This is a genomic window from Chitinimonas violaceus (assembly GCF_052601015.1).
Genome location: NZ_JBQXDJ010000047.1, coordinates 1 through 12,709 on the forward strand (window position 1 = coordinate 1; position 12,709 = coordinate 12,709).

Annotated in this window: 15 protein-coding genes; 1 reads left to right on the forward strand and 14 read right to left on the reverse strand. The window is 53.0% G+C overall.

The features are described 5' to 3' along the window. Positions 1-220, forward strand: a 220-nt coding sequence (locus ACUHMQ_RS14775; protein ID WP_445296229.1) for a hypothetical protein, incomplete at its 5' end; no start/stop codon positions are given. 137 nt (positions 221-357) lie between these two features. On the opposite strand, the gene ACUHMQ_RS14780 is transcribed toward ACUHMQ_RS14775, so the two are convergent. From ACUHMQ_RS14780 to ACUHMQ_RS14845, 14 genes are all read right to left on the reverse strand, one after another. Further along, positions 358-1,092, reverse strand: a complete 735-nt coding sequence (locus ACUHMQ_RS14780) for a hypothetical protein (protein WP_445296230.1) — start codon at positions 1,090-1,092, stop codon at positions 358-360. A gap of 271 nt (positions 1,093-1,363) precedes the next feature. After that, entirely contained in the window at positions 1,364-1,840 is a 477-nt protein-coding gene (locus ACUHMQ_RS14785; RefSeq protein WP_445296231.1) for a SycD/LcrH family type III secretion system chaperone, read from the reverse strand. A 442-nt stretch (positions 1,841-2,282) separates the two neighbouring features. Further along, positions 2,283-2,666, reverse strand: coding sequence for a hypothetical protein (locus ACUHMQ_RS14790; RefSeq protein ID WP_445296232.1), 384 nt, complete (start codon positions 2,664-2,666; stop codon positions 2,283-2,285). Positions 2,667-2,683: 17 nt separating this feature from the next. After that, positions 2,684-3,250: a type III secretion system translocon protein SseD gene (gene sseD / locus ACUHMQ_RS14795; RefSeq protein WP_445296233.1), complete on the reverse strand. Its 567-nt coding sequence runs from the start codon at positions 3,248-3,250 to the stop codon at positions 2,684-2,686. Positions 3,251-3,293: 43 nt separating this feature from the next. After that, entirely contained in the window at positions 3,294-4,799 is a 1,506-nt protein-coding gene (gene sctE / locus ACUHMQ_RS14800; RefSeq protein ID WP_445296234.1) for a type III secretion system translocon subunit SseC family protein, read from the reverse strand. 1 nt (position 4,800) lies between these two features. Continuing rightward, positions 4,801-5,259 (reverse strand): SycD/LcrH family type III secretion system chaperone, encoded by a 459-nt coding sequence (locus tag ACUHMQ_RS14805; RefSeq protein ID WP_445296235.1) that lies wholly within the window; start codon positions 5,257-5,259, stop codon positions 4,801-4,803. A gap of 53 nt (positions 5,260-5,312) precedes the next feature. Beyond that, complete coding sequence (gene sseB / locus ACUHMQ_RS14810; RefSeq protein WP_445296236.1) at positions 5,313-5,894, reverse strand: type III secretion system translocon protein SseB; 582 nt, start codon at positions 5,892-5,894, stop codon at positions 5,313-5,315. Between the two features lie 25 nt (positions 5,895-5,919). Next, on the reverse strand, positions 5,920-6,291 hold the full coding sequence (locus ACUHMQ_RS14815) for a hypothetical protein (protein WP_445296237.1): 372 nt from the start codon (positions 6,289-6,291) through the stop codon (positions 5,920-5,922). Between the two features lie 635 nt (positions 6,292-6,926). Beyond that, entirely contained in the window at positions 6,927-7,832 is a 906-nt protein-coding gene (locus ACUHMQ_RS14820) for a type III secretion system protein SepQ (RefSeq protein WP_445296238.1), read from the reverse strand. Further along, positions 7,816-8,286: a hypothetical protein gene (locus ACUHMQ_RS14825; protein WP_445296239.1), complete on the reverse strand. Its 471-nt coding sequence runs from the start codon at positions 8,284-8,286 to the stop codon at positions 7,816-7,818. Before ACUHMQ_RS14825 ends, ACUHMQ_RS14820 begins: the two co-directional genes overlap by 17 nt. Beyond that, complete coding sequence (locus ACUHMQ_RS14830) at positions 8,283-8,654, reverse strand: hypothetical protein (protein WP_445296240.1); 372 nt, start codon at positions 8,652-8,654, stop codon at positions 8,283-8,285. The genes ACUHMQ_RS14825 and ACUHMQ_RS14830 overlap by 4 nt, the downstream gene beginning before the upstream one ends. Continuing rightward, positions 8,648-9,970 (reverse strand): FliI/YscN family ATPase, encoded by a 1,323-nt coding sequence (locus ACUHMQ_RS14835; protein ID WP_445296241.1) that lies wholly within the window; start codon positions 9,968-9,970, stop codon positions 8,648-8,650. Before ACUHMQ_RS14835 ends, ACUHMQ_RS14830 begins: the two co-directional genes overlap by 7 nt. Further along, positions 9,957-12,020: an EscV/YscV/HrcV family type III secretion system export apparatus protein gene (locus ACUHMQ_RS14840; RefSeq protein WP_445296242.1), complete on the reverse strand. Its 2,064-nt coding sequence runs from the start codon at positions 12,018-12,020 to the stop codon at positions 9,957-9,959. The genes ACUHMQ_RS14835 and ACUHMQ_RS14840 overlap by 14 nt, the downstream gene beginning before the upstream one ends. Beyond that, entirely contained in the window at positions 12,004-12,384 is a 381-nt protein-coding gene (locus tag ACUHMQ_RS14845) for a hypothetical protein (RefSeq protein ID WP_445296243.1), read from the reverse strand. The genes ACUHMQ_RS14840 and ACUHMQ_RS14845 overlap by 17 nt, the downstream gene beginning before the upstream one ends. Between the last annotated feature and the right edge of the window lie 325 nt (positions 12,385-12,709).

Here is a 12,709-nt window from a genome sequence, read left to right on the forward strand (position 1 = left end):
TTGCCGAACTGAGCTAGGAGCTCGGCGGGAATTGCCGGCAATTCCACCGGCTTGGCTTTCGGTTTGCGAGGCATACATTCTCCTTGGGAGCATGATATGCCTTGAACACGAAATTACTGACAGACCCGAATTGGCAGCCACGGCTGAAGAGCTCAATAGTCAGGCAGTCATACTGGACAAGCTGACCGGTTACTTTCGCTTGCACGCATCCACTAGCTGATCCAAGTCAACCGATTCGTCTCATCGTGACCATCACAGACGAACCATCCAGACGACAACAAATGACAAAGGGTGATTGATAAGTGCTACCAATCACCCTTAACCGCGACAAGACCTGTTCAACGGATCGAAACACAATCATACATACGAGGGCCCAAGATAAGGTTCTGCCTTCTCACCCGCTGCTACCTTAGCCATCTGCTCCCTCAGGAATTTCAACTCTTCCTGCATTGCTTTAATTATTTCTTGGGTGACCCCGGCCTCTTGCTTATGAGCCGTCTTGGTTTCTTCAACAGCGGCAGCAACGTCTGCCTTTTGCTTGTCACCTTGCACGATCGCGACAGTAGAAGCGACCGCACCATTCACCTCGTTGGAGATAGGCCGTACCAATGTGCTGAGAATATTCATCGCATGGGCGGCGCTGCCTGCCACACTGACTGGATTCAGGAACCCGGTAACCATGTTACCGATGGTCAAAGCACTGCGGACGCCAATCGAGGTATACGACGCCAGTTTCCCCGCCGTCGATTCACTGGCTTTGAGTTGACGGGCAAGTGCGTACACGCCATTGGCGATAGAGTTTCCCTCCATAGGAAGCCCGCTCCCCCCGCCTGCTTTGCTACGCCAGTCGTATAAAGCACATCCCGCATCCGCCAGCGCAAGCGTAAAACCAACCCCAGCAAGAACAAGCAACGGCGTACCAGCACCACTCGTTAGCGCCGTCACCGCTATTGCCATCCCTAACCCCAACCCGGCAAGTGCAAGACTACAAAGCTTGGACATGAACCCTCTGCGGGCAACGTCCACACCACAACGCTGGGCTGTCTCATTGGCTTTCGCCGCATCATCAACTACGGCAGGCAAGTCAACCATACTCCCCATGCTGTCGCTTCTCTCGCTTCGTGGTTCCGGCAGGTCAAGACTACGGATCGAATCAAATGAATGAGTCCGGACTCTCAATAACTGAGGGCTATTGTCGTCCTTACTTCTTACGGATGAATCCTGAACACTGTACTTATTACTACTACTGATACCTGGCAGATCAACACCCATTTGGCTTGCTCCTTGGTTATCAACTATCTTACGTAGCTACTTTTTGTACCTGTCCTGCTTGACCGGGAAATTCTGGGCTCAGTGGCTTCCACTATTGGTTAATCTGGATCAAGAAACTCTGGGCATGCTGGCGTAGTTCGTCGAAGCCCAGGTTCTCTGCCTGTCCATAACACAGTGCAATAACCGCATCCAGTGCATCACGCGCGGCTTCGATCTCGCCTAACTCATACAGGCATTCGGCTATCCGATAGACCGCATCGGGTTCATTGGCTCGTATAGCAACGGCATAGCCATAGAAAGTCAGTGCATTTGCAAACTCTCCCTGGCGATGCAAAGCACTGGCGAATGCAAAGTGAAAACGGCGATCCAATGGCTGATTAAGGACAAGAAAGCCAAAGTCAGAAGTGGCTGAGTCGATATCGCCTTTTTGCCATGAGTTATACCCACGGCGATAAATTGCCTCCAATGCATTAGCATCCAAACCTGCTATATCTGCTAACGTTTTACGGCCTTTGAGTATCTCCAGGCATTGCTGGGAGATAGCACCGGTATCCAAGGCAGTTTCCACTTGAGATCTTTCTGGCGGGTGAAACCATCACGAAGGAATACAGCTCGAAATTTTTATGTTTCTAAGAGCCTGTTTACGATCTTACTGCCCAGTTAATTGCAATAAGCCGTATGCAGACTCTAAGCTCCGGCCATGCCGCAGGCTTACGAAAAATAGCTATTCTTTTCACTTTGCAGCACGAAGTGTCATGAAGACTACAAAGCCGAAAACCACGCCATTTTCATCCCAATGGCTGTAACCATTCTCGGGCAATCGGCCATGGAATAAAGCAGAGGTACCGGGGAGTATTGAGGAACAGTTTGCAGAATAAACAAAAGACCAGATGGGAGAACTATGGACACAAGCACAACGTTGCTTGCAGTGTTCCCATCTGGCCTTCTTGGCCTTACATGAGCAGGTTCTTCGAGCCCTGCTCAGCAGGAGGCATTGCGCCTCCCACCTATCAATGACACGTATACCTAAGCCAATATTCGTCGTCGACAACGATGGGTTTTGCACCTTCGGCCAACATCACATCAGCCAACCGATGGCGTGCGCGGTCAAGTTCTGGATCATTTGGTACGGCCAGAATCATGGCATCGATGACCGACACCTCCGGCACGCTATGCGTGATACGGCGTAACAACGACACCACACCCAGCACAGACCCGGCTTCGCCTTCCCTACCGGCAAAGTCACACAGCACCAGTCGGTCACCATCAAGGCGATAGGTCAACGAAAAACGATCAGTTTCAACCTCGTGACCCATGGAAAAATCAGTGTCGAGGAACTTACGCTCAATAGGTTGAAACCCTTCAGATTTCAGGAAACGCGTCACGGCATCCATGGTTTTGGCTCCCAGCTTTAGCGCATTGAAGCAATACGATCGTGCGCTTGGGTCAACATGGTCAGCAATTCTCTCATGTCACCAGAGACCTTGAGCGCCTTCTCCAATACCTCATCGGAACGCTTGAGCATGGTATCGGCAAGACCGTGCTGATACTCGGCTTCAGCCTGCTTGACTGCGCCATCCCGTGTCAGGCCGCTGGCATCCAATTTGAAGCTGCTCTGCATCGTATTTGAAATGCCGGAACCTATTGAGGAAAGAGCGGGGTTCTTGACACCAGCTACACCAGCAAATCCTTCAATGACACCCCCAAAGATTTGGCCGATAGCTGCATTTTGCTCAGCTTGAAAACTTTTCTCAATGCCTTCCAATTTGGTTTGGAACGCGGTCTGCTGCATCTTGAAAGTTTGCGTCTGCTGCAACTGATTATATTCACGCAACAGGTCACGTAACTTACCCAACAACGAACCCAGCCGTACCATCAAGTCATTGATCTGGCCAAGTGCGTCACCACCCTGAGTGTCGTTAATGTTCAAAGGCGTAACATTGCTTGATGCGGATAGAGAACTAACGTTTGTAGTCATGATCTTGCTCCTTAGGGATGCAAAGCACCCCGGATAAAATGAGTTAAACGACGCTGTTGGCGATGTTGGTCAATACTGCGCCTGTATTCTTTATGCTCTCAGAACCACCAGACAGCGCCTTACCTGCACCATCAAGCAAATTACGGATCTCGTTGTTGGCATGCTTTTTTACCTTCTCGAACTCATCGATCAGGAACTGCAGGAAGTTGCCATCTGCGATCAACTGCTGAATAACCTTCTGCAGTTCTGCGCGATCAAGACGAATTGTTCCTTGTGCAATAGCGCCAACACCCACTGCTCCAGCCCTCACTAGGGCTTTACCAACATTCGGTGCGCTCTGGACACATGCTTTGTAAGCAGCGTGGATAACTTCCCGATTCATCGCCTTCACCACTTCACGTGTCAGGGTTTCCGCAGTGATCTCGGTAGCAGACTTGGCCGCACTCTTTGCAACGCCTTCAACCGCACGCTTCACCATCTGCTCGATCGCGGTATGGCTGAAAGCCTGTATCAGCTGCGATTGGGTAACGGCACGCTGGGCAACATTCTTCACCACGGACTCGGCTGATTCGGTCAACGCCTTGAACACCTGCGCAGCAGTCTGATCGGCAACTTCCTTCCCAATCTTGGTAGCGACTTCCTCAACAGCTTTTCCGCCGGTTTTGATCGCCTGCTTCAGCGCCTCGCCAGAGCCCGCAGCCATAACGGCTTCCGTACCCTTGACAGCCGACCTTGCGGCCATGACACCACGACCCACACTGAGGACGTCGACAAACATACCGGCGACTTCGCAGGCCAGCTGTATCTTGCCGGCAACATCGGCGACCGATTTGTATTTTTCCGCGTTCTTCGTATCAATCAAGGCAAGGGTTTCGCACGCTGCCTTGACCAGCCCCGCCATACCTGCGGCCAAGTCCAATGCACCACCGACAACACTACCAACATTGCCAGTCAGAACCCCGGTAACAATCTTGACAACACCGCTGATGACTTCTGCGATGGAAATAATCCAGTCCAGAATCGCGCCGATAATGCCGGCCTTATGGGCTTTCTGCGCGTCCTCGATAGACTTGTCGACTTCCTTACGCAAGTCCTCATTCTGGCGAAGGCGGACCGCCTCGACACCCTTGGTACGAATCTCCAAGGCAAGCGACTTGAGATCTGCGGTATCACCCAATGCCTTCACACCCAGCAAGGATGCGGCAAGCGTCATCGCATCCATGGAAGTACGTTCGATATCCGCCAAGGTCAATGACTTACCGTTAGGGTCCTTGGTGAATGGCTGCAGGATGCGATTCAAGGCAGCTTGGGCCACACTTAGTAAAACGGGGTCCTTCGGTCTAGGTGGCGTCAGAAATTGGTTGCCCGCCGTCTTACCCGTAGTTTGCTGTAATGGCGGCGCAATGGCACCCAATGCACCGGTTGCACCCAACTTATTCGGGCCGCCTGCAGGCCGGTTGGACGAAACGGTTGTTGTTCCCGGATCGTCGGCCAGAGCAATAGATGGACCACCAGCTCCAGCCAACTTATTATTAATAATGGAATCCATTTCAGATCTCCTGTGCGGAAAGCGCTGCTTTCTCGCGTAGCAACTCCGCCTTGAAAGTGGCGTATTCCGGCTTGCTGCCACAACATCTGCTGGCGGCTGTGAAGGCCTTTTCGGCTAGTTCAGACCGATTGAGCAACTGATAGCTGAGTGCGGACAAATACGGTGGACGTGGATCGTCCATACGCAACATACCTGCCTGGCCAAAGCTGAATAACGCTTCCTGGTGCTCGTTAAGCCGCTGGCAAGCGAGTCCCAATGCCAGCCAATAATCGAATTGCCAGTGGCTCAACCGTGCAAGCATCAGGTAGAAGCGCTTGGCCGACTCAAACTCACCCGCATCAAATAGCTGGCAGGCATAGGCATAAAGCTTATCCAGATCTGCCGGGTCGATATCCACCAACGCCTGCAAGGTCCCGCCCTGAGTCAAAAAGTCACGCAATGTGTCGAAATCGTCTTGCATGGGACTACCTTCTGGAAAAACTGCCGAGCACAAACAGGCACCCGGCAGATCACTTAGCGAATGTTTTGCGCAATAGACTTGTTCATTTCAGCCAGCAGACTCTGCATGCTGTTGATCAAGCTCACACAAACGTTGTAGGACTGCATGGTCTTCTGGATTTGCAACTGGGCTTGGGTGACAAAGTCGGAACAACGACCAGAATCCGACTCAAGCGCCCCCTTGATCACATCAAGCTGACCCTTGTTCAAGCCCTTACCATCGGGGTGGCCGATGCTCTTCAGATAGTCTTCAATGCCGCTGGCTGACTTATTGCCATCGGTTTGCACAGTGATAGAAATGTTGTGACTTTTCAGATAGTCGATTACATCTTGTGGTAAGTCTTTTGTATCGTCCGGCTTGGTCATACCAGAGATAACTGCATCAATCTGATTGGCTGCTTGCTGCGAGTTACGGGAACGATCTGCCTTGGCACTCATCTGATCGTATCTACCCTGGGCAAGATCAGAGAACAGCGTCATGAACTTGTACAACACTTCGATACCACCAGAGATAACCGAGTCACCTACCCCTGCCTTGTTGTCGAGATATGAGGCGTAGTTCGCAGGGCTTATTCCAGCTGCAACGTTAATTGACATAATTGAATGCTCCTAAGAGAACTGCTCAGATGAACTGACGGCCAATTTTGGACTTGGCCAAGTGGGGCACTGTCGCAGATGTGGCAGCACCTTCTCCGTTGTGCCTGAACGATTGTTCAAGCGATTGAAAGTGGGATTGCAATTGCTCCACACCATCATTGATGCGTTGATTGAGCGTACCGAGCTCACCTTGCATGGCGTTTTTCAACTTGGTGAGACGGGATTGGGCCACCGGATCGGTCTGCGCTTTCTTACGAAGTGCCGCCACCTCTTCCTGCAAGGAATTAAACATGGCCAGTTGCTCACCCAACGCCTGCTGGCGTGTTTGCAGATCCTGCATCATTTGCTTCAGGGCAATAGCGGAATTCGTTACCACAATCATCTCCTTTGTTGTCATGTCAGGTACTGCAGTTGTTGGACGAATGCTAAGGGTGCGCAGAAAGGCAGGCTTGCGTGTTTTGCTGTCTTTTTTCACATTCGCGCACATACTTTTGGCGAATTCGGAAAAGACTTGCCCGTACGCTGGAAATAAATTGAGGTAATGGCCGGCCAAGGCAAGTCAGCTGAATAGGAATTACGGCCTTGGCTCAGCGTGTTGATGCGGGAGTTACAAAGGAAAGATGAACATAGTGAGGGCGTTCTTAGAACCTGTTCAAAGTCTGCTGTGTGTCAGCAATACGGCGTTAAATACACCCTAGGAATGTGCATTTACCATTAGTAAACCCCGCTCCCTCGGCTGTTTTCGATTTGTCTTGGTTTTCTAGCTCGCGAGACTTTGAACAGGCTCTTAGAATCTGTTTATGATCTTTAGGTACGTTTTTATTCTTATTACGCAACCGCGATCAAGGCTCATGTGCTGTCTAAGAGCCTCATGTATAAAGGTACATTCCAAATTCGGCATTGCGCTTCACCACTGCTGACGATCGTTCGGGATAAATCGTAAACAGGTTTTTACAAGCAAATTTTCAGAAAAGGCGTACACCCTCTCTATGAATCGAGTAATTGAATAGAACTACAGGGTGTAGAGGAAATTTACGCTGACTTACGGCGCGGCATAGCAACAGCGCTCAGTCGTACAGCCCAACCATCGTCAAACTGTATCAACTGGCCCAAAGCCAGCGTTTTACCGCGATGTGTCAGCCGCACTTCCGGATGACGGGTGCAGTGTAGAGATACATTCGAACCGGGCTGAAAATCTGCCAAGTTCGTGCACGGTATGGCGACAGACCCCACTTCAGCATCCAGGCGCATCAGCTCAGGAGGGATTGCCACAGCCGGGCTGGCGAGATCGACAACCTCGGCCCCACCTGTTTCATCGAATTGTAAGCGGCCCAGGTTTTGTGGCCCGTTGAGCCAAAAGGTTGACAGTGTATCGTCCACACCCTCGAGCAACAGGGCTGAATTGGTCGCGAGCGATGTCCACGATGCTCGTGGTACCAGGACCCAGCCTAAGGACAGCGCCAACGTACGGGTTTGACCAGGGTCGGGCGGAATCGCCGCCAGCACATCCTCAATCCAGTTCCCAGGCCCATCCGTTACATAAAGTTGCATGCGGCGCGTGCCTTCTCTAAACACTAGTCGCCAACAAGAACCAGCAGGCGGCTCAGCAGGAGATATTTTGGCTGCCGCACACATAGGCATGCCGTTATCTCTCAAGAAGTCATTCAATCTGGCGAGCGTAAAGGTCGCCAAAACTTCATGAAACTCGACAGGGGCTGCTGCAAATTCCGGCAATGGCAACTGGGGCAGCAACCAGGCACACCAGTCTACTTCAGGTACCCAAAACGACAGCGGCGCACCTTCAACCGTTGTGTCGATACGCAGTCCCTTCCCAAAAGCCGGCTGGTAACTGCACGCCAAGGCATAACCATCGCCAAAGTAACAGGCATCAAGCCGACTCAAATGGAGGGTTGTCCACGTGTCAACATGCTGGGTCATGTTCCACCTCCAGCGACACGCTCATGCCAAGCGTCTTATCGAGCGCACTGGCAAGCTCATCCTGATGGGCGATCATATGTTGCGCCCTTTCAGCAGATGGCGTGATCAACTTGAGGATAAGACGGTCGTGACTTAGACGTACCTGAACCGTCAGACCAGCCAAAGGACCAGTCACTGTGCGTAGCGCTAGCTCCTGGGTATCCAGCACCTTGGGCAGACTGGGTACACCATTACGGATTGCTTCACCGCGCGTTGTGGTAAAGCGCGGTAATGGCGCTTCGTTTGCACTGACTGGTACATCGGCTTGCACAGGAACCTGCGGTACCCAGGGATTCAAATTTTCTGCGGTAGCTTCCAGCATCTGGCGAAAGCGCGCACTCGCACGCGTATCAGCTTGCTGATTATTGCTGCCAGTGTGGCGTGGATCACGATCTTGCAATGAAATGGGCTTCATGCTTCCGCTCCGATTAACAGCCGCAGCTTTTCCTGCTCACGCAGGTTCTTGCGCAGCAATCCTTCTTGTTCAGCCAGGGTTTGTGCCAGTTGAAGCCGTTCAGACACAAGTGTGTCGAGCTGATTCTGCAGACTCTGATCTTGGCGTTCGTGGCAGGCCAGCTCGCTTCGCAACTGTTCAAGCGCAGACTGGCTGAATTGGCCGCTATGTGCCGCCAATACACGCCACGCTGCCTGCAATTCGCGGCGAGCTTCAAGCACTGCAGTCTGCCGAGCAGCCAATCGGGCATCATCTGCAGCAAGCTGTACCAGCCAAGATCGCAGGCTCTGTTCACGTCGTTGTTTAAGCTTGAGTAACCGGATCAGCATGGCAGACCAACCGTTTTACTTAACGCCATGAGCGTTTCATCATAATCATCCACCTCATCCAACGGCTGGCGCAGGAAGGTTTCGATCATGCCGCGACGCTGCATGGCTTCATCAGTCTCTGCATCATGCCCCGTCTTGTATTCACCCACCCGGACCAACAACTCGATTTCCTGCCAAAGCGTCAACAGGTGGCGCAGATGCGCTGCTGCTGCGCGATGCGGAGGCGAAGTCACCTGATACATCACCCGGCTTACGCTTGCCAGCACATCAATTGCCGGGAAATGGTTGGCTTCCGCCAACTTACGTGAGAGCACGATATGACCATCGAGCAATGAGCGAACCTCTTCAGCTAATGGATCCGTCCTGTCTTCCATCAAAATGGTATAGAAAGCAGTAATGTTGCCCTTCGCAGCCGGCCCCGCCCGTTCCAACAACCGTGGCAGACGAGCATAAAGACTGGGAGGATAACCACCGGCGACAATAGGCTCGCCTGCCGCCAGCCCGATTTCCCGCACTGCACGTGCGTAACGGGTTAGCGAATCCACCAGCAACAGCACATTCGCACCTTGATCGCGGAAATGTTCGGCTATCGCCGTGGCGGTTGAAGCAGCTTTGAGCCGCTCCAGGGCCGGGCGGTCAGACGTCGCGACGACAACGATGCTGCGTGCTCTGGCCTCCGGTGTCAGCACCCGCTCCAGAAACTCGCGTACTTCACGGCCACGCTCACCAACCAGTGCAACCACGATGACATCGGCCTTGGTACCCGCGCACAGCATGCCCAGCAAGGTACTCTTACCGCAGCCAGCAGGCGCAAAGATGCCCATCCGCTGTCCTAGGCCACAAGTGAGCATGCTATCTATCGCACGCACCCCTACCGGGAACCGTTGTGAGATGACACTACGCTGCATCGGATCGGGAGGTTCTGCATCAATACTGCGCCACGAGGTCACATCCGGTTCAGGCATTCCATCGATTGGTTGTCCCAACGCATCCACTACCCGGCCAAGCAAGCCATCGCCGACACCCAGTTCGGCTCTATGCCCACTCGGCTGCACCATCATCCCAGCGGTCACACCTTGGGGCTCGCGATATGGAGAAAGCAGGATAGAGTTACCGTTCACACCGATCACCTCGGCCACGCCGACCCCCTGCACTTCGCACAGCTCGCCAAGCGCAGCACCTGGCATATGAGCACGTAGCAAGGTGGCACTAACCTCACTCAACCTTCCCTCATAACGCTCGCCCGCATGGACGGTCCGCTTGAAAACTGGCGGCTCCAGCGCAGCAAGAACAGCTTGATAATCAGGCAGGCGCATGTTCCTCTCCAATCCATTCGATATGACCTAGTACCTTCAGTTCAGCCTCATCACCAATTTCCTGGAACGACAGAACCGACACGTTGAAATGTTCCCTTTCAATCAATTTGCGAACAAAACGACGGACATCGATGGCGGTAACCAGGACTGCCGTAGCATGTCCAGGCTGCGCCAGCGCCTCATTAATCTGAGCAACAATGGTCTGGTTCTCTTCACTGCTGAGCGCAGAATAGGAACCTGCTGAGGTTTGGCGGATTGACTCACGGATGGTCTGTTCAATATGACTACCAACCACCCAGGCATTGATCCAACCCTGGCCATGCCGATGACGGCCAACAATGTGGCGCCGTAAGGCAAGACGTGCATACTCCGTCAGCATCACCGGGTCTTTTTCGCGCGGGGCCCACTCCACCAGTGCCTCAAACACACCACGCAAATCACGGATCGATACCCCTTCAGCAACCAGTCTCTGCAATACATCGGCAATACGGCCGCTGGGCAACTGACGCTGTAGCTCCTTGACGAGCTCGCCATAACGTTGCTCCATCTGATCCATCAGATAACGTGCTTCCTGTACCCCAATCAGCTCAACGGCATAACGATCCAAAGCCAGGGAAACCACATACACCAAGCTGTCCAGATCGTGATAAAGACGTATACCAAGGGCTGTCAAACTGTTTGCCTGCTCAGCCGATATCCATTGCAACTGCAATCCACCGAAAGGCAACACGTCACGCGCAACGGCCTGCGGTAAAGGGCCGCTATTGATGTCGGCCAACCATTGCGGTCGTAAATGCAAGGACAGGACCGATTCCTGATACAACATCAAATTGATTTCATCACGATCCAGACTTGCATCACCATGAACAACAATTTCCGGCAGGGGTAGACCAAGCCGCTCCAATTTTTCTCGTCGCAGGACTGCCAAAGCGTTGTCCAGTTGACCATCTCGCATTTGATCGGGATGTACTCTCAGCAATAAGGGCAGCGCACCTACCGGCATCATTGCTGCGGAACCCGGTGTACTGCTGTCATGGCGCCCATCTGCCGTTACGCCAACACCATCTTTACCGCCACTACTACTGCTTTTTGATAACCAACCCGCAACGCCTGCGATCATGGCAGCCAAGGCCAGAAAGATCAGCACGGGGAAACCGGGAAGGAAAGCGAACAGCACCAATACCGCAGCAACAATCCAAAGCGCACTGCGCTGCCGCATGATTTGTGAGGAAACTTCGGATGCCAGATTACGGCGTTCCTCGCCAGGCACCCGGGTAACGATAATGCCCGCAGCAATGGAGATGAGCAGCGCTGGAATTTGCGCAATCAGACCATCGCCAATCGAGAGAATGGCGTAGGTGGTGGCAGCCTCGCCGGCGCTCATGCCATGCATGAAGACACCGACGGCGATACCGCCGAAAATATTGACCAGGATAATGATGATGGAGGCAATGGCGTCGCCTTTGACGAACTTCATTGCGCCATCCATCGCACCGTACAGCTGGCTTTCTTTTTGGATCAGCTGCCGCTGGCGACGCGCTTCGGCCGCATCGATGGTGCCAGCGCGCATGTCACCATCAATACTCATCTGCTTGCCAGGCATGGCATCAAGCGAGAAACGCGCGCTCACTTCAGCCACACGTTCCGAACCCTTGGTAATGACGATAAACTGCACAACAGTGATGATGGCAAACACAATCAAGCCAACCACCAGATTGCCGCCCACCGCGAAATTACCGAAGGTGTAAACAATCTCACCGGCATCATGCTGCAACAGAATCAACCGGCTGGTACTGATTGTCAGCGCCAACCGGTAAAGCGTGGTGATCAGCAGCACAGCAGGAAAAGCCGAGAACTCCATCGGTTCACGGATATACACCGCCATCATCAACAGCATGATCGACATGGTCAGGTTGATCGCGATCAGCACGTCGACCAGCAAGGTCGGCAGCGGCACGATCATCATGAAGATGGCTAGCAGCAAAATGGCCGCAAGGATTACATCCTGGCGTGCCTGAATACGATGTAGCCAGCTATTTAGCGAGACCATGGTCACTTCCAGCGATGCGATCCAGCAACCGGCGTTGCAGCTTGCTGAGCGCAGCCCAGAGCTCCGCCTGGGTGCCGGTTGGCGCTGCTACCGAAAGCCAGAGGCTTCCCTGCGCCAACCATGTACGCATAGGCAGCCCATTGCTGATTTCCGGCTGCAGAAACCCCAGCATCTGCTTCAAAGCAGCCTGACGCAGATGTTCCGGGAATGGACGTGCAGCCGATATCAATGCACGACCGGACTGCTGTTCCAGGTGTAGGGTATCGTCGCCAATGCACACTGTCATATGCGGCGCGGCTTGGCCGGCAGTCACCTCTAACAGGCGCAGCCAGTATTCACCTTGTCTTTGCCATTGCAGATCCATGGCGCAGCATCTCCTAGTTGACGATGGCTGCATCTTGGCTTGGTCGGCTAGCCTTACCCATCCGGTGAATACCTTAGGTTCTCCTGACATCCAATTTTGTGAATACACCAAACCGCTTTTCACACCACTCAAAAGCAATACCCCGTCCTCATTGGCGTTTAGGTGCTTGCTTATGGTCTGCTGCAAAACAACCATCTACGGGAATACCTAATAACAAAAGCCACGCGGGTACTTTTTACATACTACGGATATCGCCGACCGCTGCGTGGAGCAGCGTTCGAACAGGAGCTAAGGTATTCGATTCGTGGGTTGGTTCCCTCGCAAT